The following is a 22448-nucleotide window of genomic DNA, read 5'->3' as shown; positions in this document are numbered from 1 at the left end:
CTCCCGCAACTTTATTTACCTGAAAACTCAATCAGCAGCTTTTCCCGGACATCCCATAAATCTTTGGACAAATCCACATAATAATTGTGAGGATTTTCAAATCTTAACACCTCGTCCCACAAGGTATCGACCTGCTCCCGGCAGTAATCCTTAATGGCCTGTAAATCCGGGCTTTCATACACGCAGACACCATGATCAAAAATCTGGGTCATCAGCCGTTTTGCCCGAAAATCAGTAACCGTCAATCGCTTCCAGGTGTGTTCCGAGTCAAAGATTAGATAAGGCCTGGTATCGTCAATGCTTTCATCCGGCAAAGTAAGAACATCGGCAATCGCTTTACCGCTTGTCCGCTCAAACAACCGCCATACTTGCTTATAGCCCGGATTGGTTATTTTTTCCACATTTTCGCTAATCTTAATTTTAGGGACAATTTCCCCCTCTTCTTCGACGGCAACAAGCTTATAAACCCCGCCGAAAACAGGCTCGGATTTGGAGGTGATCAAGCGTTCCCCCACGCCGAACAAGTCTACCTCCGCCCCCTGGACAAGAATGTCCCGGATGATGTATTCATCCAGCGAATTGGAAGCGACTATTTTGCAATCGGGAAATCCCGCGTCATCCAGCATCTTGCGGCTCTTTTGCGACAAATAGGTGATATCTCCGCTGTCTATGCGTATACCCTTGGGACGAAAGCCCCTGGATACCACTTCTTCATTAAACACCTTGATTGCGTTTGGCACACCGGATTTCAGCACATTATAGGTATCCACCAGCACCAGACAGTTATCCGGATAAATCCGGGCATACGCACGAAAAGCGTCGATTTCCTTGGGAAACATCTGAACCCAGCTGTGGGCCATTGTGCCCGCGGCCGGAATATTAAAATCCTGTTCGGCAATGGTGCAGGCCGATCCGGCACAGCCGCCAATATACGCGGCGCGCGCTCCGAAAATAGCGCCGTCATACCCATGCGCCCGTCTTGAGCCAAACTCAAGAACGCCGCGCCCCTGGGCAGCGCGTACAATCCGGTTGGCCTTAGTCGCAATTAAGCTCTGGTGATTTATGGTCAATAAGATCATCGTTTCAACCAGCTGCGCTTCAATCACCGGCCCTCTGACCGTTACGATCGGCTCATTGGGAAAAACCGGAGTTCCTTCAAGCACTGACCAAACGTCACAGCTAAACTTGAACTCTTTAATATATTGTAAAAATTCTTCATTAAACAGACCTTTGCCCCTCAAATATTCGATATCCGCATCATCGAAGTGCAGGTTTTTTAAATACTGGATTACCTGCTCCAGTCCGGCCATAATGGCAAAACCGCCGTCATCCGGAACCTTCCGGAAAAACATGTCAAAATAAGCAATTTTGTCTTTCAAACCATTCTGGAAATACCCATTTGCCATAGTGATCTCATAAAAATCCGTCAGCATCGTTAAGTTCATTCTTTTCACATTTGTTGCCCCCTCGAGCGATTATCAGCTACCCCATTTTCATCAATTGACAGTTCATTGAGAGTTAAACGTAAATAAATCCAAAACTAATTTTTCTGATATTATCATTTTGTTAATATCATCCTATTAATATCTAATCATTTTGTCAAGCATATCTTTTGGGAGCACCTTAGAAAATCCGGCTTGCATAAAAAAACAGCCGCCAAAACCGGCAGCTGTTCGCTTTCACCTCTGACCTCCGGGGACTCAGGCGTTTTTTGTCCCTTGTACTGTGTTGATCTGTTGCTGCTATATTTTTTTAACAAATGCAGATTTCAGCTTCATAGCGCCAAAACCGTCAATCTGGCAGTCAATATCATGATCTCCCTCAATCAACCGTATATTTTTTACCTTTGTACCTATTTTAACAACAGCCGAACTCCCTTTTACTTTTAGGTCTTTGATTACGGTGACCGAGTCGCCGTCGTTTAAGATATTTCCATTGGCGTCTTTGAATAGCTTTTTTCCTTCACCGGCTTCGGGCGCTGACTCCACAGTCCACTCATGAGCGCATTCCGGGCAGACAAACAGACTTCTATCCTCATATGTGTATTCCGAATTACATTTTGGGCAATTGGGCAGTTCAGGCATCATTGATATCTCCATTCATCATTAGTTGTACTATAATATCATAGTTTGCACCCCCTTGACAACCAGCCGCAACGCAACCAAATAAGGAGACGGGTACCTGTTTAGGTTTCCGGCTTCTTGTCCGTCACATAATGCGGTGATTCCCAAGAAAACTCCTGCCCAGTCCGACCTGGCGGAAGTTAAACAAAGGGTTGCTGCAAAATTTCCGAAATCTTTCCTTCAATGCTGGCAAAATGCTGCTCATCCGGCTGACGCCATGAGCCTTCCGCCAAATAAGAGTAGCGTAAATAATACAAGAACTTGTCAATTAACAGATGATCAGGCGCTGCATTGATAAACGGAATATATTCGGCTAGCTGGTCTGCCTGTGCAACATGGCAGACCAGCCCGGCCACGTTATAGAATGAGCTCCCCAGCGTGATAACAGGCTTATGACGGACTAAAGCCTCAATACCTACGGTAGAATTTAAGGTAATAACCCCGGATGCCCGGACAATTAACTCAGGCGTCGGATAATAGCGCAGAAACAAAATATTATCCTGTTGGTACTTCGCCTTCAACGAAGAATAATCTACCCGGCCAAAATCGGAAGGATGCTCTTTGGCAACAATCCAAAGATTTTCGCCATGCCTTAGATTATACCGTTTTACAGCGTTCACTGCACAATCCACGAATTGATCCATTGACTTGAGCTGCGGGGAATACAACAGCACCTGCGTATCATCGTGCACCTGAAACGGCAGAAAAATAAATTTATCCGGCAGGATAACATCCTCCGCCTGGCTGCTGGTTTGCTTTCTTGTCAAGCTTTGGTACCATTTGCTCCTTATTTCCCGAACTGTCACCGCCGCACTATATAACGCGGCAAGAAGCTGTTCCTGCGGAACTACGGCATCATAAAAAGAGCGCGGTTTGTTTACTAAGCTATTACGATAATTGACGCCCAGGGGATCCAGCGTAGTTGTATTTTGGAGATAGCCATTTTCAAAAAACACCGTTTTCTTACCGAGTTTTCCCGCCACTCTTGCAGCGGCCGCCAAAGGAAGATTGATGCCATTCCACACAGCTACAAGGTCTGTGGAAACGCGGCGCATATATTGATAAAAATGCAGGGTCGCAAAATAGGCCCTGCTTTCCAGAACTGTTTGCGAATGCATCCAGCCGCGAAAGCCGGTAAATCTGCGGGACTTTCCCTTTAACAGTAAAAAACGGATGATTTCCGCTAATTCTTCCTTAGTAAAAGCGACAGACTCCGGCAGCTCCGGCTTTATCAGCGCACCAAGAAAATCTGACAAGCTATAGTGGCTATAGTGAATATCGTACAAAGGGCTTAGAGCTGAGCCTAACTGGCGGAAATACTGCCTTTGATGGCGATTCAGAGATACAAACAGGATCGATGGTTTATCTTGCGTTTTCAAGCCGTCATCTCCTGCATTGTTTAATAGAACTGCCTATTCATCGTATTTATCCTCGCAATACACTTCAAAAATTCCAACTTGAAGGCGGCTGTGAACGCAGGCGTCAAAGCTTAATAACAGAATCTTCTTGAACAGATGAGCAAAGGTTAGTTGCAAACATTGTTGGACTAAACTACTTTCTTAGGATAACTCTTCACCGTGTATTTATGCATACCGTCCCTGCCGGCAATTGTTTTTTTCAGGCTGGCGCAAAAACCTCACTGCAGTTATTTGTAAAAACGCATCGGTCCCTGCCTGGATTGCCGGTTTTCCGCTTTACTCCGGACCGAAGCTAATCAAACTACTTGGTCACCGCGGAAAGAGCGCTGCCCATGTCGACAATATTTTTCAATATTTCGCTTTGCTGTTTGTCAGCAGGCTGGTATTCAACAAGCGATAACCCCAAGACATGAAATTGCTGCCGCAACACGGTTAAGAGGCGGGCGAGGGTTGCCGCTTTTAAGCCATCCGGGACAGGCACCTGTACAAAAGGAAACTCCCGGGGATCGAGAACATCCAAGTCAATATGAAGATAAATATTGGCCGAGCCTTTTGATTTGATTGCTTCTACTACACGATTGATATCGGACTCAATGTCAGATACTTTTAAGCGCTTAATATGATGTTCTTCAATATAATGCAATTCCGCCTCTTCAAGATCTCTATCGCCCAATAGGATAACTTGTGAAGGCAGCAGCACAGAAAATGCCTGACTTAAAACTCGTGCATCCCCCTCTCCCAGAAGCGCTCTCAATGGCATTCCATGAAAAGCTTTCGTTTTTGAGGATTCCGGGGTATTAAGATCTCCATGTGCATCCAGCCAGAGAACAGTGATATCACCCTTTAGTCTGCTGTTCAAATAAGATACCGGGACAATATCAATATCACAGCCCCCGCCAATCGTAAAAATAGTTGCCGGCTGTTCCTGCATGACCAAATTCCTGCAGCGCTCCAGCTGCCTGACAATCGGCTTATAGCCAAAAATATTATTTTCGATACTGCAATCGTCCAGGCTTACTTCAATATCACGAAATGCTTTTCGGCCCAGATATTGTTTTTTTATTGCAACAGCGCCCTCGTATGTTGATTTACCCTGTCCCCCGCCTTGCCATTGGGGAAAGAAAATATTCAAGTGCTTTTTCATCAACCTGCTTCCTTTCGTCATGAAAATACAGAAATTATTACAATTATTTTAGAAGGAACAGAGAAACTCCTGCCTCAGCCAACGGGATGCGGCAGGAGTTTCTCTATGTTTTCGCTGCTATGGATATAATTTTTTAAACGTCCGCCTTCCTGGCAATGATGCAATTGACCGCATGGCGATGAGCTATTCCCGCCGAATTGCAGTCAATGATTTTCTCCCCGCACTGCAAAATTTCCCAGTCATGATAATACCTGGACAGCTCGCCGGACTGATAAAAAAATTCGTTTCTCTCCCAATCCGGCGCCGGCGTAACGAACGGCTTTTCAACAAAAATGAGATGGGCGTTCAGTCCGCCGCCCCTTGTCCGTTGTTTGTATTGGTCAAAATGCTTTTGTCGTTGCGTCAATGGTAAAAATTGAAGCGATCCATGAGAGTAGATAACATCATAAGCCCCGGAGAGTTGATAGCCGATCATATCCGCCTGAATAACGTTGACTGTATAATTGGATAACTGACTATACCGCCTGATTTTTTCCGCACCGGGAGCTGAAACTTCCAGCGCATCCACCTGAAACCCGTGTTTGGCGAAAAAAACCGCATCCCGCCCCTCGCCGCTGCCAAGGTCTAACAAGCGCCTGCCAGCCGCCTCATTCTGCAGGTGTTCAAGAATTTGCAAGGCCAGCTGCGAAGGCTCCATGCCCCAATAATAGCCTTCTTTTTGATATTCTCCGTCATACGGGCCTGTCTTGCCCGCAAAGCTGTCTCCTGTCAGCAAATAATCAATAGATGTGTCAAGCAGCTTCGCCAATAAAGGCAGCAACAGGGTATCCGGCAGAGCATTGCCTTGTTCCCACTTGGAAACAGCCTGCGGCGTGACATTGAGCAGGGCGCTGATTTTTTCCTGCGTATAACATTTTTCTTTACGCAGCAAGGCAATCCGCCGGCCGACTTCATAATGATCAGACATGCTTTCTCTTCCTTTTTGAAATGTTCAGTACTGACACTCTCATTGTAGAATAACCGGTTCTTTAAGTCCAGCGAACCATAGTTGCAATACTTTGCAGTGAGTCAACCGGCGGTTGATTTTCAGTCAGTTCCGCTGTACTTTCATCGTCAGGGCCTGTCCCGTTACCAATGAAAGTCAGCGGACGGGCTGCCTTATGATTGTTTTCCAGTTTTCCGGCTGGCCTCGCCTGGTATCACTGAGGTAAATTTCATGGTGCTTGCCGTTCATTTGATATTGATGCTCCGAAATAAATTGATGCAGCTTCGCAACGGTCGGCCCTTCCTCGGAAAAGGGGCCGATATGCAGGATCTGAACGGTTTTGCCTTCTTCATATGCGCCAAAGACCAATTGCTCCGCAGCAGCCAAAGCTTTTTTCCGGCTCACTTCTTCAACCGCCCCGGAAAAAATTTCAGCGGTTATGCAAGGCGGCTGCATGATCATTAGCGTCCACTGCCAGCTTTCCTTGCTTGCCGTGGTGAAAGCCGCCATATCGTCACACCACCAAAGCCCTTCCAAAGGCATAACCCCATAGTCAATATCAGCAGATTTTTTCATCATAAATTTTAGCGCGTAGGCAACACTAAACAGCGCTTCCACCGCGTTTTGAAATTCAATTGAGCCATTCGGATTTCCCTTTCCGTCAAGCATCAGAAAATTCATGGCTGGAACAGCCGTTATCGAACACGCTTTGGCCGATGCCGTGTATAACGCTTTCAGTTCTCTTTTGTAATCAATCCTGCTACCCATAAATCTCCGCCCTTTCCAAGATTTGACATGACTTTCCTGCTTAATGCCGTTTCCCTGTTTCGTTTCACAATGGACTCTACGGTTCGTTTATTGATTTGCTTCAAACTATACTTTAAACTAAAATCCGGAGGTGATGCGAGTGGATTGCGAAAAAATTGGCAAACTCATCTGTCATTTGCGCCAAGAAAAACATATGACGCAAAAGCAAGTCGCCGATTTGATGAACATCAGCGACAAAGCCATAAGCAAATGGGAGCGTGGCCTGGGCTGCCCTGATGTGTCATTGCTTCCTGAACTATCGGAAATATTTGGCGTCAATATTGAAGAAATCCTCGCAGGCGAAATCAAGTTAAATGAGACGATTGGGGGAAATATGAAAAAACTTAAATTCTATGTCTGCCCTCATTGCAATAATCTCCTGACAGCAACCGGAGATGCCAATCTCTCATGCTGCTCAAAGCGATTGGAGGCATTAGCGGCGGCAAAAGCAAGCGGCGAGCATTTACTGAACATAGAGCCGGTAGAAGATGAACTGTTTGTTTCCTCATCCCATGAAATGAAAAAAGAGCATTATCTATCCTTCGTTGCTTATGTCACGGGAGATCGAGCTTATATTGTAAAACAATATCCCGAATGGAATATGCAATTCCGCTTTCATAAGCTAGGGCATGGCAAATTATATTTTCATTGTTCAACGCATGGTTTGTTTTATCAATTGCTTTGAGTGCCGTAAAACCGGCCCGGATAATTGCCATAGCTCCGCAGGCAGCTTCAGCCCACAGCTTAACTAACCCGCCCAGCCCCGGGCGTGGCCGTTATAGCCAGATGAAGCCTCCAGCTCACCATCTCTTCTATGCTAAAACAATTACCCTTTCATATCAAAAACTCCTGCCAAATTTTTCTCATTTGGCAGGAGTTCCCTGTTTCACAGTGCACTGCGCAAACCGAAATAGCCGCGCAGTTTGGTGGGACAGAAGCCTGTACGCTGCTTAAACAGCTTGCTGAAATAATAAGGATCGGTGTACCCTACGCCAGCCGAAACCTCCGCAATGGAACAGGCTGTGGTGCATAACAGTTCACGGGCGCGCCGCACCCGGTGCTCAATCAGATATTCCAGCGGCGCCATGCCGGTATGTTTTTGAAACAGATAGGCGAACTGTTTCCTGGTTAAGCCATACTGCCCGGCCAGTTTGCCCACCGTAAGCGGTTCCATGTAATGACTCTTCATGTATTCTACAGCCTGCTCCACCAGTTCCCTGGTCCGCTCGCTTTGACGGCTGCGGCTGCCGGCGCAGGTCAGGCTTTCATCCAAAATGCTGAAAAACAGCGATTGGGCCTGCAGCGCCGGCAGGTTGCCCGGTGTTATGCAGACGTTGTACAGCCGCTGCAGCAGATCATTGATGCGCGGGCTGTAACCCGAATCAATCCGGTAGTGGGAAAAGGCCTGGGGAAACTCAGCTTTGGCGCTGTCGTCAACCCGGTAATGAATTACCATATAATTCCATCCGCTGTTTCCCACAACCTCCTTATCCAGAGCGCTATTTGGCGCGCCGTGGAAAATCTTTCCCGGCTCCATCTCATAAGGCACACCGTCAAAAAACATTCTCGCCTGCCCCGCGAGAGGAAAAATCAACCCCGAGACCGGTGGAGTGAAAACGCCTAAACATTTTTTGCCCGGCGGCACTTTCACTTTGACCACATCAACGATTTCAAATTTGATTCGGGAAAAGTTTCCCGCCAGTTGGTTAATATCCACATGCATTTTCAGCCCTCCCCGCTCACCTTGGCGCTGCGCAATAAGGCCAGGCTTGCTGAGAGCCTCCCGGCATGATGCGCTTAAGATTGGTGTTGATAGCCGTTTAAATAATGCTTTAAATATCAGTTTCTTAACAGGTAATGAATGATATTAGTTATCATTCATTATAACTATAGTAATTTTAACACCGGCTGTCAACCCTGCGAAAGCGGTTCCGGGCCTTTGAACCTTTCGGAAACCATCCCACTCCGCCCATCCCTTGGTCAAATCCGGACTGTTTTGGAACTTCCTCCATTTATTTAACGTATTTTGCCGGGCAAGATCTTATTTACACAGCTGTTTATTTGGATTTTACCCCATTTACTTTAACTTTTCACTTAGAACTTTCTCCATTTACGCCAACTTTTTTACTTGGTATTCTATAAGTACTAATTTTTTTGATAGTGATACTCATTGGCATAGGAGCTGGCGGTTCAAAAAACCTGACGGCCCTGTGGCAGCTATGCAGACAGTGTTTTTCACCAGTAAAGGAGTTGACAGAATGAAGAAAAAATTGTCCCCGGCCAGAAAGCGCCTGCTTTACGCCCTGGTCGGCAGCAGCCTGTTCTGGCACATGCCGGCCCTTGTCTCTGCCGAAGATATGGCGGAAACAGCCGCAACGGGCCAGACCGCTGCCCAAGCGGACGCTTCCGCTGCGTTAACTGACCGACAGCGTGTATTTACCCTGGAAGGGGTTGAGGTAACCGCCAGCCGCCAAACACTGTCACCGGCCTACGCCGGCGGGCAGGTGGCCCGCGGCGCTAATCTCGGCGTCCTCGGCAACAGGGATTTTATGGACACACCCTTTAACGTCGCCAGCTACACCGCCCGGATCATCGAAGACCAGCAGGCCAATACCCTGTACGACGTACTCATCAACGATCCCTCCGTCCGCTTTACCACCCCCACCGGGCAGGCCGCCGAATATTACAAAATCCGCGGCCTGGACGTCGCTATGGAACATCTTTATTTCAACGGCATGTCAGGGTTGGCGCCATACTACCGTGTTCCCGTTGAATTTCTCGAACGGGTGGACGTGCTCAAGGGGCCCGGTTCCCTGCTCTACGGCGGCGTGAATGCCTCGGTGGGCGGCGCGATCAACCTGGCGCCCAAACGCGCCGACGAGGAAGACCTCACGAACTTTACCGCCAGTTATACCTCTTCGTCTCACTTGGGAGGACATCTCGACATTGGCCGGCGCTTCGGCAAAAACAAAGAATGGGGCGTACGCTTTAACGGCCTGTATGCAGATGGCGACACCGAAACCGACGGGCAGTCGAAGGAACGGCTGCTGGGCGCCCTGGGTGTGGACTACCGCAGCGACCGCTGGCGGCTGTCGCTGGATGCTTACGGCTCCCAGGACTATTATGAAAACGGCCTCATCTCCATGTATCAGCTGCAAAGCAATCATATTAAAGCGCCGCACGGTTCGACCAATCTGTTTAAAGGCACCTCGGGCGCGGCCCGGAACAACGGGATTCTGTTTAAAGGCGAATATGACCTGCAGGACAACCTAACCACCTACTTCGGCTTCGGCCAAGCCGCCTCCAGGGCCACCGGCTTCATCAACGGCAATCATATTTTACTTGTCCAGGCTGACGGAACGGCCTATCCCCGCAATCTGTTCAAACAAAACTTCTGGAACGACGCCACTTCAGCCGAGCTGGGGCTGCGCGGCGCTTACCAGACCGGTTCGGTTAAACATCAGTTGGTCTTAAGCTCCAGCTTTCTCGATAATGAGTATTCCAGCACCTTCAATCGTTATGTCCCTACTCCTTATATGAGTGGTTTCCCCATCAGTATTTATGATGACTCTTATTCCTTCGCCGATTTATTTGACAGTGTCTCCTGGACAGGCAAAGGCGGGAAGACGACGACCAGCAAGCTGTCCAGTTTTCTTCTGGCCGACACCCTTTCCTTCAATGAGGAAAAAGTGCAGCTCACCTTAGGCCTGCGCCGGCAAAGCGTGAAAACGGAAAATTTCATCGCCGCCACCGGCGCTCGGACCGCAAAGCATGACGACGATAAAACGCTGCCGGTGGTCGGCTTTGTCGCCAAACCCTGGGGCGACTCGGTTGCGCTTTACGGCAACTACATTAAAGCACTTTCCCCCGGCGACCAGGTCTTAAGCACCTCAGGCTATACGAACGCCGGTCAGTTAATGGCGCCGTATACCAGCAAACAAACAGAAATCGGCGTCAAATGGGACAGAGGCAATTTTGCCAATACACTGGCGTTGTTTCAAATTAACAAGCCCAATACAATGGTTGTTACAAACAGTCTGGATGAAAAAACCCAGACCTATGACGGCGAACAGGAAAGCCGCGGCGTGGAATGGAGCACTTTTGGCCAAATTGCCGAAAATGTACGCATTCTGGGAGGTATTACCTATCTGCGGGGTGAAATAACTAAAGCAGCCTCAGCTGCAACAAAAGGCAATACCCCCTTTGGCGTACCCAAATGGACGATGAACGCCGGCGTCGAGTGGGACACCCCCTGGAACAAGGATCTGACACTGTCGCTGCGGGCGGTGTACACCGATTCCCAGTATATCAACAATGCCAATACCATCAAACTTCCAAGCTGGGTACGCTATGACCTCGGCGCGCGCTATAAAACCGAGATCAATAACACCCCGGTCACCTACCGGCTCAGTGTGGAAAACCTCTTGGACAAAAAATACTGGGCGGGTGCTTTCAGTATGGAAGGCTTCGCCACGTTAGGCGGCCCCCGCACCGTTAAGCTGTCGGCGACCATGCAGTTTTAAACAGCAGCAGGCAGGACCAGCTCGTCATCTTTCCGGGCTGGCTGCGGGAAATTTCAGGAATTTAGTCCCCCGCATTATAGGCTGGACCCATTTCCAGCCTATAATGCTGTTTTCGCTAGCAACGCTTGCCGGATGAACATCGCAAACACAACGTTATAGGAGGTAACCGCATGAAAAGACTGTTGGGGCTGTTCCTCTCCCTCGCACTGTTGACAGCTCTCTTGGCCGGCTGCGCCAAAGCTCCTGCCGATCATAAGCCAAACGCGCCGGGAACAACAAGCGCTGCTAACGCGCAGCAGGCCGCCTGGCCGAGAACGCTTACGGACGCGGCGGGAAATAAAGTTGTTTTACAAAAGCAGCCGCAAAGAATAGCTATTCTTCACTCCTTGTATTTGGAATACTTCTTTGCGCTGGAAACGCCGCCCGTTGCGTCGATGGGCGCTTCAAAAGGAAATGCAATGACGGCGCTGACGGAATGGCAAACGCTTAAACCCTATGCGGGAACAGCCGACATTATAGACTTAGGCAGTGCCCGCGATTTGAATTTAGAGGCCGTTTTGGCGGCAAACCCGGATGTCATTGTTACCTTTAAAGGACAAGGTCATTTAGCTCAAATATACGACCAGCTCATACAGATTGCACCTGTTATTCAAATCGATTTTAACGCGGCCTGGCAGGATCAGACCTTAGCCTGCGCCGAAATTGTCGGGAAAGAAGCCCTTGCCCGGGATTTCATTAAAGAAACTGAGATAATCATTGCTTCTGCTAAGGATAAATTGCGTAAGCATAACGACAAAACCATTGCCCTGTTCCGCACCGACGGAAAATCATTTATCTCACGCGGCACTCAGGAGTATTACGAAACTTTCGGAATTGCCAAACCCCCGGGCTATCCGGATGATTATCAAACCTTATCTCTGGAGGCAGTCGCCGAGATGAATCCGGATTATATTATTTTTCAGGATTCCACCCAAGCTGCGCAAACATTTGTCAAAGCGCAGGAATCTTCCTCCGTATGGCAGTCATTAACTGCAGTAAACAGTGGTCAGGTTCTCTTTTTTGACGATTCTCTCAATACATTTGGGCCTCTTGCCCTGCGGGTTACGGCCGGGGAACTGTTGCGGGTATTCTCAGAGCAATCATGAAAACGGGCTGGGCCCGTTTTTGCCGCCAATACGCTTTACCATTGAGGAAAGTCAGGTACAGGCCGCGATGAACGGAAGGGAGACAACCACCGGAATGCATCAGACAAACAAACCGGCCCAGCCGGTTCAAATAAAAGGCCACGCCTGGACAGCATGGTTCATTATGGGAGCAGGGCCGGGGCTGCTGGCCCTGCTCATGGCCGTTTCCATTACCAGGGGCGCGGCGGAAATTCCGCTCTCTTCAATATGGGACGCCCTGTTTCGCTTTGACGCAAAGAACACCCAGCATTTAATTGTTGTTGACCTGCGCCTGCCCCGCGTGATTGCCAGCGCCCTGGTTGGCGCTGCCCTGGCCGTAGCGGGAGCCGTCATGCAGGGCGCGACCCGGAATCCCCTGGCGGACTCGGGTCTGCTGGGCCTGAACGCCGGCGCGGGTTTTGCCTTGTCCGTCTGCTTTGCCTTTTTTCCGCGCCTGGGCTATATGCAGATTATTTTTTTCTCCTTCTTGGGGGCGGCGGTGGGCGCGGCGCTGGTCGGCGGCATCGCTTCCCTGCGCCGCGGCGGCGCTACCCCCATGCGCCTGGTATTAGCGGGCGCCGCGGTCAGTGCGCTGCTGGCGGCGCTTAGCCAGGGCATTGCCCTGTACTTCGGCGTCGCGCAGAATATGATGTTCTGGACAGCCGGCGGCGTGGCCGGTTCCAACTGGGAGCAAATCAGAATTATGACCCCGTGGATACTGGGCGCTCTCCTGGGCGCCATCGCCCTGGCCCGCTCCATATCCCTGATGAGTCTTGGCCAGGATGTCGCCAAGGGCTTGGGGCTGAATACGGCAGTGGCCAATGTGCTGTGCTTCCTGATCGTGCTGATACTGGCGGGCGCTGCGGTCTCCGTTGTGGGCGCTGTGGGCTTTGTGGGCCTGATCATTCCTCACCTGGCGCGATATTTTGTCGGTGTGGATTACCGCTGGGTTATCCCGTCCTCGGCGGTGTTGGGCGCACTGCTCCTGGTGCTGGCTGATTTAGGCGCGCGGACGCTCAATCCGCCCTTTGAAGCCCCCATTGGCGCACTGATCGGACTTGTCGGCGTTCCTTTCTTTTTATATCTGGCCCGCAAGCAAAGGATGGGGCTATGATGACAAATCAACGGCAGACAATCGAGACCTATAAAAGAAAAATTGCTTTGCGCCGGTCAGCCATTGTCACCGCCTGCCTGGCGCTGCTCATGCTTTCCTTTATCATCAGCATGAACACCGGCTACACGAAACTATCGCCGCCGGATACGCTGCGCACCCTCTTGGGCGGCGGTACGGCCAGGGAAAACCTAATTTTGTTTGATTTCCGGCTGCCCCGCATTATGATTTCCATCCTGGTCGGAGCCGGACTGGCGCTGTCCGGCTGTATCATCCAGGGCGTCGCCAAAAATGCGCTGGCCGACCCCGGCCTGCTCGGCATAAACGCAGGCGCGGGACTGATGGTCATTCTGTATGTGCTGTTCTTCGGAACGCAGTCCTTTCTCTCGGTATTCACGCTGCCGTTTCTGGCGCTGTTTGGCGCGGGCGTAACGGCGGTGATCATCTATGGGCTGGCTTTCAAGAAAGAAGAAGGCATCGCGCCCCTACGGCTGATTCTAACCGGAGTGGCAGTGCAGGCCGGCATATCCTCCCTGACCACCGTGCTGGTGGTCAAGCTGGCTGATACCCAGTTTGACTTTGTTGCGACCTGGCAGGCAGGCAGCATCTGGGCCAGCAACTGGAAATTCGTGCTGGCCCTGCTGCCTTGGCTGCTGCTCCTGATTCCCTATGTGCTGTTCAAGTCCCGGGTGCTGGATGTACTGAATCTGGGGGACGAGCTGGCCCACAGCCTGGGCGCTTCAGTGGAGCGGGAACGCCGCAGGTTGCTGGCCGCTGCGGTCGCACTGGCCGCCTCCTGCGTGGCTGTCAGCGGCGGCATCAGCTTTGTGGGGCTGATTGCGCCCCATCTGGCACGGCGTTTGGTGGGACCGGGCCATCGGATTTTGCTGCCCGCCTGTGCACTGACAGGGGCGGTATTGGTTTCGGCGGCAGATACCGTGGCCCGGGTTATTCTGCAGCCGTCGGAAATTCCCGCCGGCATCATGGTAGCGATTATCGGCGCGCCGTATTTCCTCTATCTTTTAATGAAAAGCCGCTGACGAAAGGATGATCCAAGCTGAACAGCATTGCAACAGAAAATTTGTCCGTCGCCTACGAGAATAACCTGGTAGTGGACAATTTGAATACGCAAATCCCCCGGGGGGAAATTACGGCCATCATCGGTCCAAACGGCTGCGGCAAGTCCACGCTGTTAAAGACCCTGGGGCGCATCCTGAAACCGAAAAACGGCGTGGTATACCTGAATGGAAACGATATCCGCCAGTTATCGACCAGGGAAATAGCCAAAAAAATGGCAATTCTGCCGCAATCTCCCCTGGCCCCGGCCGGTTTGACGGTAGGCGAGCTGGTGGCCTACGGCCGCTTTCCTTATCAACGGGGTTTGGGCAAATTAAAACCAGAAGACAAAAACATCATCGACTGGGCGCTGGCAGCCACCAAACTCACGGAGCTGGAAATCACAGCGGTGGACAATCTTTCCGGCGGGCAGCGCCAGCGGGTCTGGATCGCCATGGCGCTTGCCCAGCAAACCGATTTGATTCTGCTGGACGAGCCGACTACCTATCTTGATTTGTCCTATCAGTTAGAGCTGCTGGAACTGCTCTACCAATTGAACCGGGAGCAGGGCTGCACCATTGTAATGGTGCTCCACGACTTAAACCTGGCCGCCCGCTTCGCCGACTACATGGTGGCCATCCGCCGCGGGACCATTATCCGCCACGGTTCGCCCAGGGAAGTAATGACCGCCGGAGTGCTGCGGGAGACGTTCCGCATCGATGCCTCGATCATTACCGATCCCCGTACAGGCAGGCCCACCTGCATTTCCTATGACCTCATTAAAGCAGAATGACATGAAAGAAGGCGCCAAATGAAAAAAATTGCAATTTACGGCAAGGGCGGTATCGGTAAATCGACCACCGTTTCCAACGTATCGGCGGCCATGGCAGCTCTGGGGCTGACTGTGCTGCAAATCGGCTGTGATCCCAAGGCCGATTCCAGCCGTACTCTGACCGGCGGAAAAAACATTCCCACAGTGCTGGACACCCTGCGAAAAAAAGGCGACGCGGAGCTGGACGACCTCGTTGTAAAAAGCAGCACCGGCGTGCTGTGTGTGGAATCGGGCGGCCCGGTTCCCGGCGTGGGCTGTGCCGGGCGCGGCATCATCACGGCCTTCGAAAAACTGGCGGAGCTGGACGCCTACGAAATTTACAAGCCGGACGTGGTGCTTTACGATGTGCTGGGCGACGTGGTCTGCGGCGGCTTCGCCATGCCTATCCGGGGCGGCTATGCCGACGATATCTGCATTGTCACCTCCGGTGAGATGATGGCGCTCTATGCCGCGGCGAATATCGCCCACGCGGTCAAAAGCTTCGGCAAGCGCGGCTACGCCTCGCTGCGCGGTCTGATCCTCAACGCCAAGAACATTGAGGGCGAGCATGAGCTGGTGGACAAGGCGGCGGCGGAGATTGAAACGCCGGTCATTTACCGCCTGCCCCGCGATCCTTTTGTGCAGCAAGCCGAGGCCCAGGGAAAAACGGTGGTGGAGGCTTTCCCGGACTGCGCTATGGCGGCCCATTACAAATCGCTGGCCAGACTGCTGCTGGAAGGAGGCGAAGCTTCATCAACGAGCTCAAACACTTAAAACGGCTGTCGGCGGTAAAATCCAACAACGGCATAAAGTTCCTGACGCCCGCGGTTTCCCCCGGCAACCATTGTCCGATGCGCATCGCGTCGGTGAATGTGGAAAAAATCAGGCATCTGTCTTCCCTGCTGGTTGGGATGCCGGAGTGCACCACCCACTCGCGGCTGTTCAACCCCAAACCGGAAGGCCGGCATGGCGAGCTGCACTGGCTGTATGTGCTGGACGCGCAGGAGGTGGTGTTCGGCTGCCGGGCCGGACTGATCGATGCCCTCAAAAAGATGGACAAGGCCGGGGCAAAGGCTATTCTGATGATCATTACCTGCATACCGGAGCTGATTGGGGAGGACATCCAGGCAATTGTCACGGAAGTGCAGCCGGAGTTGTCCGCGCGCGTCACCTTCGTAATGCTGGGCCAATTTAAAAACATCAGTTATCCGCCCGGATCATGGAAAACAATGGAGGCGCTGGCCGCACTGATGGACGGGCAGAAAACCGTGTCCAACCGGGTGAACATACTGGGCCGCGCCCCGGAGGAAGAACATATTCCCCTGCCGTCCCTGCTGCCTGCGCTCACGCGGCGCGGCCTTACTCTGCGCTATCTGGCGCCGGACGCTGCCCTGGAGGATTTCCAAAGCGCGCCGGACGCCGCCCTGAATTTGGTGGTTTCTCCCTTCATGCAGCCGCTCGCAGCCAAAATGGAGCGGGAATTCGGCGTACCCTATACGGCCCTGCACCCGCTATATGATGTAGAAAGCATCGACAAGGCTTACACCGCCCTCGCGGAACGCTTCAGCTTTTCCTGGGGCGGGGAATTTGAACAGGAGCGGCAGGAAGCCCTTGCCTGGCAGAAGCAGGCCGTGGAAAGACTCAAAGGACTCCGGTATGCGTTCTGTCCCAGAATTGACCTCCCGCTGCCGCTGGCCGTCTATCTTGCCGGGCTTGGCATGGAGCCGCTGCTGTTGCATTTAGAGGAATATTACCCGGAGGACAAGACCTATGCCGGGGAGCTTAGCGCCAGGGGCCATAATCCCTGGATTTGCCGGATGGTCAATGTCCAGGCGGATTTACCGGTTCTGAAAAAGCTGGCGCCGGATTTATGCTTTGGTTATTTGCCAGAACCTGCCAAAACCATGCCCTGCGTACCGGATCTATTTGATTTTTACGGACAAATTGGTTATGGGCGGACCAGTCAGCTGTTGAAAAGAATCTTAAGCGTATGGAACCAAATCAATACATCAGGGCAAGGAGGAACTGCACATGGGTCTGCACCGATTTAAGCCGCTGCCTTCGGGACGTATGGGTATTCTTTGGACGCTCGCCACCATCCGGGACGCCGCCCTTGTGGAGTTCGGCTGCATGGGGCACATGCTGTACAGCGGCGTAACGCTCAAGCGGGCTGGTGTGCACGATGCCTGCAAGCTCTATTCGACGCATATAGACGAAACGGATATCGCCCTTGGCGGCACAGAGCGGCTTAGCCATACCATTGACACTGTGGTCCAACGCGATCAGCCGCGCGTAATTTTTTTCCTGCCCTCTTCGATTCCCGAGGTGATCGGGACAGATCTTCCCGCTCTCTGTGCGGAATTGCAGCCCGAATATCCCGGCGTTCGCCTGCTGCCGTTCGGGTACGGCGGTTTTAATGTCACTCAGCACCGCGGTGTGCAGGAAGCGCTGCTGCTGCTTGGCCAAACGCTGCCGGCGGAGGTCAAACGGACGCCGCAGCCAACCTTTAATATCATCGGCTCCTGCGCCGACCTGTTCCGCTTTCAGGCCGACGCGCTCGAGCTGGTCCGTATAATGACAGGCACGTTCGGCATACAGCCGCTGTGTGTGATGACCTCGGATACCTCCATTGCGGAAATCGAGCATATGGGCGGCGCTCATATCAATCTTGTCATCCGGCGCGAGGGCGAACCAGTTGCCAGACACTTAGAGCAGCGCTTCGGAACCCCTTATCTTTCGGGGCGGCCATACGGCATTGACGGCACCAGGCGCTGGCTTGAGGAAGTTGCCGAGTTATCCGGCTTGACTGCCGACGCCTCGTTCCTTAAAGCCCAACAGAAACTCTCCCGGCAGCAGCTGGCGTCCGTCATTCCCTCCCTCCAGCACATCGTCAGAGCGCATCCGGGCGAAGCCGCCCTGTCTTTGGGCGGACACGCGGATGTGGTTAAGGGCATTCTTTCTTTTGGCTGCGGCGAGCTTTCCCTTGCTAAAGGAACCTGCTGGTGCGACTGCCCCGCTATGGCTGGTGAGGGTATTCCCTATTTTTCCGAAGACGAATGGACGCGAGCGGTACAGGATCATAAAAAAGGCTATCTCATGGCCAGCGGCGAGGCGCTGGAATGGGCCGGCCGCAATACGGATTTGCAAATTTCCAATCCTGACACAAAATGGCGCCTGCATCCCTACGAGCCGCCCTTTATGGGTTTCCGCGGCGCTGTCCATCTGACGAACCTGTGGATCAACGAAGCCATTGAGGATTGACCACAGGGCAAAATTACCGAATTAACCCCTCTTCCAGGCAGCGCCTTGCAGCTTCGGAACAAGCGCTTGACAGCAATATAAAGCAGAAAGATGGTTTTACCCAATTAACGCGGTGTAAAACCATCTTTTTTATGCTCAACAAATGCAACAGCTGATAAGGTACCAGTCTGCAATAGCCGGTCAAATGGCCTGGGATAAAGAACTTTATGGACAAACCTGCGGTTATCCTATAAGATAATGGACAAAGGAGGACGCCTGACCGATTGGCAATGTTTCCTTGAAGCCGATAGGTGTCTGTCATCAAAATTCAATTTACGTGAGGTCGTTATTTTGGAGACTGGAAGCATTAAAAAAACTATTTTCATGGTTGTTGGCTGCCTTTCGCTGGCCTTGGGCATGACCGGTATTTTTCTGCCGCTGCTGCCAACAACGCCCTTTCTCTTACTTGCCGCCTATTGCTTTATGCAAAGCTCAACCCGCCTGTATAACTGGTTAATTCAGCATAAAGTATTCGGCAAATATATTTATAATTATCTTACCCACCGGGCTGTCGAAGCGAAGGCCAAACGGCTGGCTCTGGTTTTTCTATGGGGAACAATCGCTATTTCCCTGTATTTACTGCCAAACATCTATATCCGTCTTTTGCTGTTCGCTGTAGGCAGCGGTGTGTCGTTCCATATTCTCACCTTGAAGGAGTTTAAATAACTTCAGCCGCTGACTGCCTGCTGATTTCTTTAAGCATTGCTATCCGGATCAACCCACTAAATGGCCTGATCATCAGCCAATACAGCCTGAACAATAGCTCAGCCAGCTTGCCATAGGTTTGAATCCGGGTCTCAGTAGACAAAACCGTGTTGCCCTCCTCTCCCGGTTGAATATAAAAATTGCAGATTGCTTTGGCAAAGCCATTCTGATGAAAATCTTTAACCTGATCCGCAGGAATGGTAATAATGCCTCCACTTGGCTTCCAAAATTGTCCTACTCTGCCAAGAACGATTTCCTGGTTAGGAACTTGATCCACCAATATGAAACCAGCCTTTTCCGTTAAATCTTTTAAAGTCAGCTCCAGTCCGTCTGAACTGCCGGCCGGTCGTGCCCTGCTATAGAAGCCACGCAGCCAGAACAATAATTTAATGAACGACGACTGGCGCAAATCCAGCCGGCACGTTATCTGATACACGATTTCCGGCGATACTGCTATATGTAATTGATGAAACTCAGAAAACTGGTAACTTGGCATATAGTCATCTATTTTCAACTATTTATTTCTCCTTTCATTTTTGTTAAATTATATATTTATTAGAAAAATATGTAAATATTTTGTTAGATTATTGTATAATTTTGTAAATTTAATTAATAATTTCCATTTTTATTTAGACAGAAAAAATCAGCTCCCCATATTACACGAAGCTGAAGCTTTAATTATTAAAATATTTAAAATACAGGTGTCTACTGCTGCCGGCCTTGCTATCAGCTTATTTAAATTTGGAAAAAGACGCAAAGGCTCTTAGCCCTTGCGTCCTTACAATCAATTCCGTATTAAATACTCGAACGCGCCCAGCGCCGCATTCGCACCGGATCCCATCGCAATAATAATCTGCTTATAGGGACTATTTGTGCAGTCTCCTGCGGCAAACACCCCTGGTATATTGGTTGCACCGCGGTTGTCTACAACAATTTCACCGAAGCGGTTGCGTTCCACCGCCCCCTCCAGCCATTCGGTATTCGGAACAAGTCCGATCAGGATGAATACGCCCTCAAGCTCCAGATGGTGTACAGCTTCTGTGCTGCGGTCAATATACGAGAGGCCGTCGACCTTACCTGTACCGGTAATTTCTTTTGTTTGGACATTGTTCAAAACCGTCACATTCGGCAAGCTGAAAAGACGTTTTTGCAAAACAACATCCGCTTTCAGCTCCGGCATAAATTCCAGTACAGTGACATGCTCCACAATACCGGCCAGATCAATTGCCGCTTCAATGCCGGAGTTGCCTCCGCCAATCACAGCCACCCGTTTTCCTTTGAATATCGGCCCGTCGCAGTGAGGGCAGTAGGCCACGCCTTTATTTTTGAATTCGGCTTCCCCGGGTACGCCAATATTACGCCAGCGGGCTCCTGTGGAAAGAATCACCGCTTTGCTCTTTAAAACAGCGCCATTCTCCAGTTCAACTTCGATTAGTTCTTTCTTCTCCAAGCGTCTGCCGCGCTGCAGCTTCATCACATCAACCGGGTATTCTTTAACATGCTCCTCAAGGCTTGCCGCCAGCTTAGGCCCTTCTGTGTATCTCACAGTGATAAAGTTCTCTATGCCAAGAGTATCCTTAACCTGGCCGCCAAACCGTTCGGCGACAATCCCGGTGCGAATCCCTTTCCTGGCCGCATAAATCGCCGCGCTGGCTCCAGCCGGACCGCCTCCCACGACAAGAATGTCAAACGGCTCTTTTTCTTCGAATTCGGATACATCGGAACCATCGCCGAGTTTGGCGAGGATTTCCTCGATACTCATACGGCCGCTGCTAAAAAATTCACCATTCAGATAAACCACCGGCACCGCCATGACATCTTTCGCCTGCACTTCCTCCTGAAAAACAGCGCCATCGACCATGACATGGGTAACATCCGGATTAAGGACACTCATGAGATTTAGCGCCTGGACTATCTCCGGGCAAATATGGCAGCTTAAGCTGATATAGGTTTCAAAATGATACTTACCCTTAAGCGCTTTAATCTGATCGATTATTTTTTGTTCAGCTTTCGGCGCTCTGCCGCTGACCTGCAACAAGGCCAGCACCAGGGAGTTAAACTCATGTCCCAAAGGAATGCCGGCGAAGGTGATTCCCTGATCCTCACCAGCGCGACGGATACTGAAACTAGGCGTCCGCGGCAGTTCAGCTTTCTCAATTGCAATCCTGGAAGACATCGAAGCCAGTTCATCCACCAGAGCAAGCATGTCACCAGATACCTTATCGCTGCCTGCGCTAACTTTAATCAGCACATCGCCTTCCATCAACTGCAGATATTGAGATAACTGTTCTTTTATATCCCGATCCAGTAACATTGAACCCACCTCTTAAATCTTTCCTACAAGATCCAGGCTTGGTTTAAGCGTGTCAGAACCTTCCTGCCACTTAGCCGGGCAAACCTCGTTAGGATTTTTCCTGATATACTGGGCGGCTTTAATTTTATTAAGCAGTGTGCTTGCATCACGGCCGATACCGCCGGCATTGATTTCAACCGCCTGTACAACGCCATCCGGGTCGATGATGAAGGTCCCGCGATCAGCAAGGCCTTTATCTTCAATCAGCACTTCAAAATTCCTCGACAGCGTATGGGAAGGATCGCCAATCATGATATAGGTAATTTTTTTAATGGTTTCCGAACTATCATGCCAGGCTTTATGGGTAAAATGCGTGTCTGTGGACACAGAATATACTTCCACACCCAGTTCTTTTAAAGAAGCGTATTGATTTTGCAAATCCTCAAGCTCTGTCGGGCATACAAACGTGAAATCCGCCGGATAGAAGCACACTATGCTCCATTTTCCTTTAAAGTCCTGTTCTGTCAGTTCGATGAACTTTCCATTGTGATAGGCTTGGGCTTTAAACGGTTTTACTTCAGTTCCAATTAATGACATAATACATTACCTCCAAATATTAATTTTTACTGTTTTTTAATTATCATTCAGTTGATAATACTAACCAAACAATAATTATTATCTCTTGATTTATATTATCTTATATAATTCACCAAACGTCAATAGTTATATGCAAATTTTATAAATAAAAATCACAAACGCAAAAATTAAAATAGAAAGGGGGTGGGCTACTGTTGAGCAACTGCCGGGCGCGGCTCAGGCCAGTACCCACCGCGCTTGATTCATTACTCAATTACAATTTACCATTCGCCTTGCTTTGGCCGTTTTTCTAAATTATATATTTTATAGAAAAATATGTAAATAGATTATTGGTTTTAAAAGATAATATTATCCCCTGCCTTTTTGCGCAGCTGCGTAGCGAGGCAAATAAAAAAAGGGCAATGACCGTACG

General features: G+C 50.5%; 20 protein-coding genes. 10 read left to right on the top strand and 10 right to left on the bottom strand.

The window, feature by feature from the left end; translation table 11 throughout:
- Window positions 1-11: 11 nt before the first annotated feature.
- From BLR06_RS11040 to BLR06_RS11015, 6 genes are all read right to left on the bottom strand, one after another.
- On the bottom strand, window positions 12-1445 hold the full coding sequence (locus tag BLR06_RS11040; protein WP_173812909.1) for a nicotinate phosphoribosyltransferase: 1434 nt from the start codon (window positions 1443-1445) through the stop codon (window positions 12-14).
- A gap of 297 nt (window positions 1446-1742) precedes the next feature.
- Window positions 1743-2087, bottom strand: a complete 345-nt coding sequence (locus tag BLR06_RS11035; protein WP_304413701.1) for a zinc ribbon domain-containing protein YjdM — start codon at window positions 2085-2087, stop codon at window positions 1743-1745.
- 176 nt (window positions 2088-2263) lie between these two features.
- Window positions 2264-3502, bottom strand: coding sequence for a capsular polysaccharide export protein, LipB/KpsS family (locus BLR06_RS11030; RefSeq protein ID WP_092072903.1), 1239 nt, complete (start codon window positions 3500-3502; stop codon window positions 2264-2266).
- Between the two features lie 340 nt (window positions 3503-3842).
- On the bottom strand, window positions 3843-4685 hold the full coding sequence (locus tag BLR06_RS11025) for an arginase family protein (RefSeq protein ID WP_245698123.1): 843 nt from the start codon (window positions 4683-4685) through the stop codon (window positions 3843-3845).
- Window positions 4686-4818: 133 nt separating this feature from the next.
- Complete coding sequence (locus BLR06_RS11020) at window positions 4819-5652, bottom strand: helix-turn-helix domain-containing protein (RefSeq protein WP_092072897.1); 834 nt, start codon at window positions 5650-5652, stop codon at window positions 4819-4821.
- Between the two features lie 174 nt (window positions 5653-5826).
- Window positions 5827-6438, bottom strand: coding sequence for a GyrI-like domain-containing protein (locus BLR06_RS11015; RefSeq protein WP_092072894.1), 612 nt, complete (start codon window positions 6436-6438; stop codon window positions 5827-5829).
- Window positions 6439-6577: 139 nt separating this feature from the next.
- Here BLR06_RS11015 and BLR06_RS11010 point away from each other — a divergent pair, with 139 nt between their 5' ends.
- Window positions 6578-7162 (top strand): helix-turn-helix domain-containing protein, encoded by a 585-nt coding sequence (locus BLR06_RS11010; protein ID WP_092072891.1) that lies wholly within the window; start codon window positions 6578-6580, stop codon window positions 7160-7162.
- A gap of 201 nt (window positions 7163-7363) precedes the next feature.
- Here BLR06_RS11010 and BLR06_RS11005 read toward each other — a convergent pair whose 3' ends face one another.
- On the bottom strand, window positions 7364-8200 hold the full coding sequence (locus BLR06_RS11005; RefSeq protein WP_092072888.1) for a helix-turn-helix domain-containing protein: 837 nt from the start codon (window positions 8198-8200) through the stop codon (window positions 7364-7366).
- A gap of 535 nt (window positions 8201-8735) precedes the next feature.
- Between BLR06_RS11005 and BLR06_RS11000 the strand changes: the two genes are divergently transcribed.
- The 9 genes from BLR06_RS11000 to BLR06_RS10960 all read left to right on the top strand — a co-directional run bounded on the left by BLR06_RS11000 (window position 8736) and on the right by BLR06_RS10960 (window position 19107).
- On the top strand, window positions 8736-11000 hold the full coding sequence (locus BLR06_RS11000; protein WP_092072885.1) for a TonB-dependent receptor: 2265 nt from the start codon (window positions 8736-8738) through the stop codon (window positions 10998-11000).
- A 170-nt stretch (window positions 11001-11170) separates the two neighbouring features.
- Window positions 11171-12145, top strand: coding sequence for an ABC transporter substrate-binding protein (locus tag BLR06_RS10995; RefSeq protein ID WP_092072882.1), 975 nt, complete (start codon window positions 11171-11173; stop codon window positions 12143-12145).
- A gap of 19 nt (window positions 12146-12164) precedes the next feature.
- The gene (locus tag BLR06_RS10990) at window positions 12165-13277 is read left to right on the top strand and encodes a FecCD family ABC transporter permease (RefSeq protein ID WP_245698122.1); all 1113 of its coding nucleotides are present in this window, start codon (window positions 12165-12167) and stop codon (window positions 13275-13277) included.
- Complete coding sequence (locus tag BLR06_RS10985) at window positions 13274-14314, top strand: FecCD family ABC transporter permease (protein WP_245698121.1); 1041 nt, start codon at window positions 13274-13276, stop codon at window positions 14312-14314. The genes BLR06_RS10990 and BLR06_RS10985 overlap by 4 nt, the downstream gene beginning before the upstream one ends.
- A gap of 71 nt (window positions 14315-14385) precedes the next feature.
- A complete protein-coding gene (locus tag BLR06_RS10980) occupies window positions 14386-15123 on the top strand; it encodes an ABC transporter ATP-binding protein (protein ID WP_479690925.1) in 738 nt (245 codons plus the stop codon).
- Between the two features lie 18 nt (window positions 15124-15141).
- Window positions 15142-15915 carry a nucleotide-binding protein gene (locus BLR06_RS10975; protein WP_092072876.1) on the top strand — a complete coding sequence of 258 codons (774 nt, stop codon included), beginning with the start codon at window positions 15142-15144 and terminating at the stop codon, window positions 15913-15915.
- On the top strand, window positions 15855-17192 hold the full coding sequence (locus BLR06_RS10970; RefSeq protein ID WP_340148022.1) for a nitrogenase component 1: 1338 nt from the start codon (window positions 15855-15857) through the stop codon (window positions 17190-17192). The genes BLR06_RS10975 and BLR06_RS10970 overlap by 61 nt, the downstream gene beginning before the upstream one ends.
- On the top strand, window positions 17173-18402 hold the full coding sequence (locus BLR06_RS10965) for a nitrogenase component 1 (protein WP_092072870.1): 1230 nt from the start codon (window positions 17173-17175) through the stop codon (window positions 18400-18402). The genes BLR06_RS10970 and BLR06_RS10965 overlap by 20 nt, the downstream gene beginning before the upstream one ends.
- A 330-nt stretch (window positions 18403-18732) precedes the next feature.
- Window positions 18733-19107 (top strand): YbaN family protein, encoded by a 375-nt coding sequence (locus tag BLR06_RS10960; RefSeq protein WP_217636886.1) that lies wholly within the window; start codon window positions 18733-18735, stop codon window positions 19105-19107.
- Here BLR06_RS10960 and BLR06_RS10955 read toward each other — a convergent pair.
- The 3 genes from BLR06_RS10955 to ahpC all read right to left on the bottom strand — a co-directional run bounded on the left by BLR06_RS10955 (window position 19100) and on the right by ahpC (window position 22036).
- Window positions 19100-19660: a hypothetical protein gene (locus tag BLR06_RS10955; protein WP_092072864.1), complete on the bottom strand. Its 561-nt coding sequence runs from the start codon at window positions 19658-19660 to the stop codon at window positions 19100-19102. The two genes, BLR06_RS10960 and BLR06_RS10955, sit on opposite strands and share 8 nt — an antisense overlap.
- Before the next feature lie 270 nt (window positions 19661-19930).
- Window positions 19931-21460, bottom strand: a complete 1530-nt coding sequence (ahpF, locus tag BLR06_RS10945) for an alkyl hydroperoxide reductase subunit F (protein WP_092072858.1) — start codon at window positions 21458-21460, stop codon at window positions 19931-19933.
- 12 nt (window positions 21461-21472) lie between these two features.
- Window positions 21473-22036, bottom strand: coding sequence for an alkyl hydroperoxide reductase subunit C (gene ahpC, locus BLR06_RS10940; protein ID WP_092072855.1), 564 nt, complete (start codon window positions 22034-22036; stop codon window positions 21473-21475).
- Window positions 22037-22448: the final 412 nt, after the last annotated feature.

Source organism: Dendrosporobacter quercicolus (assembly GCF_900104455.1).
Classification (GTDB): domain Bacteria; phylum Bacillota; class Negativicutes; order DSM-1736; family Dendrosporobacteraceae; genus Dendrosporobacter; species Dendrosporobacter quercicolus.
This window is presented reverse-complemented; position numbering and strand designations above follow the sequence as displayed.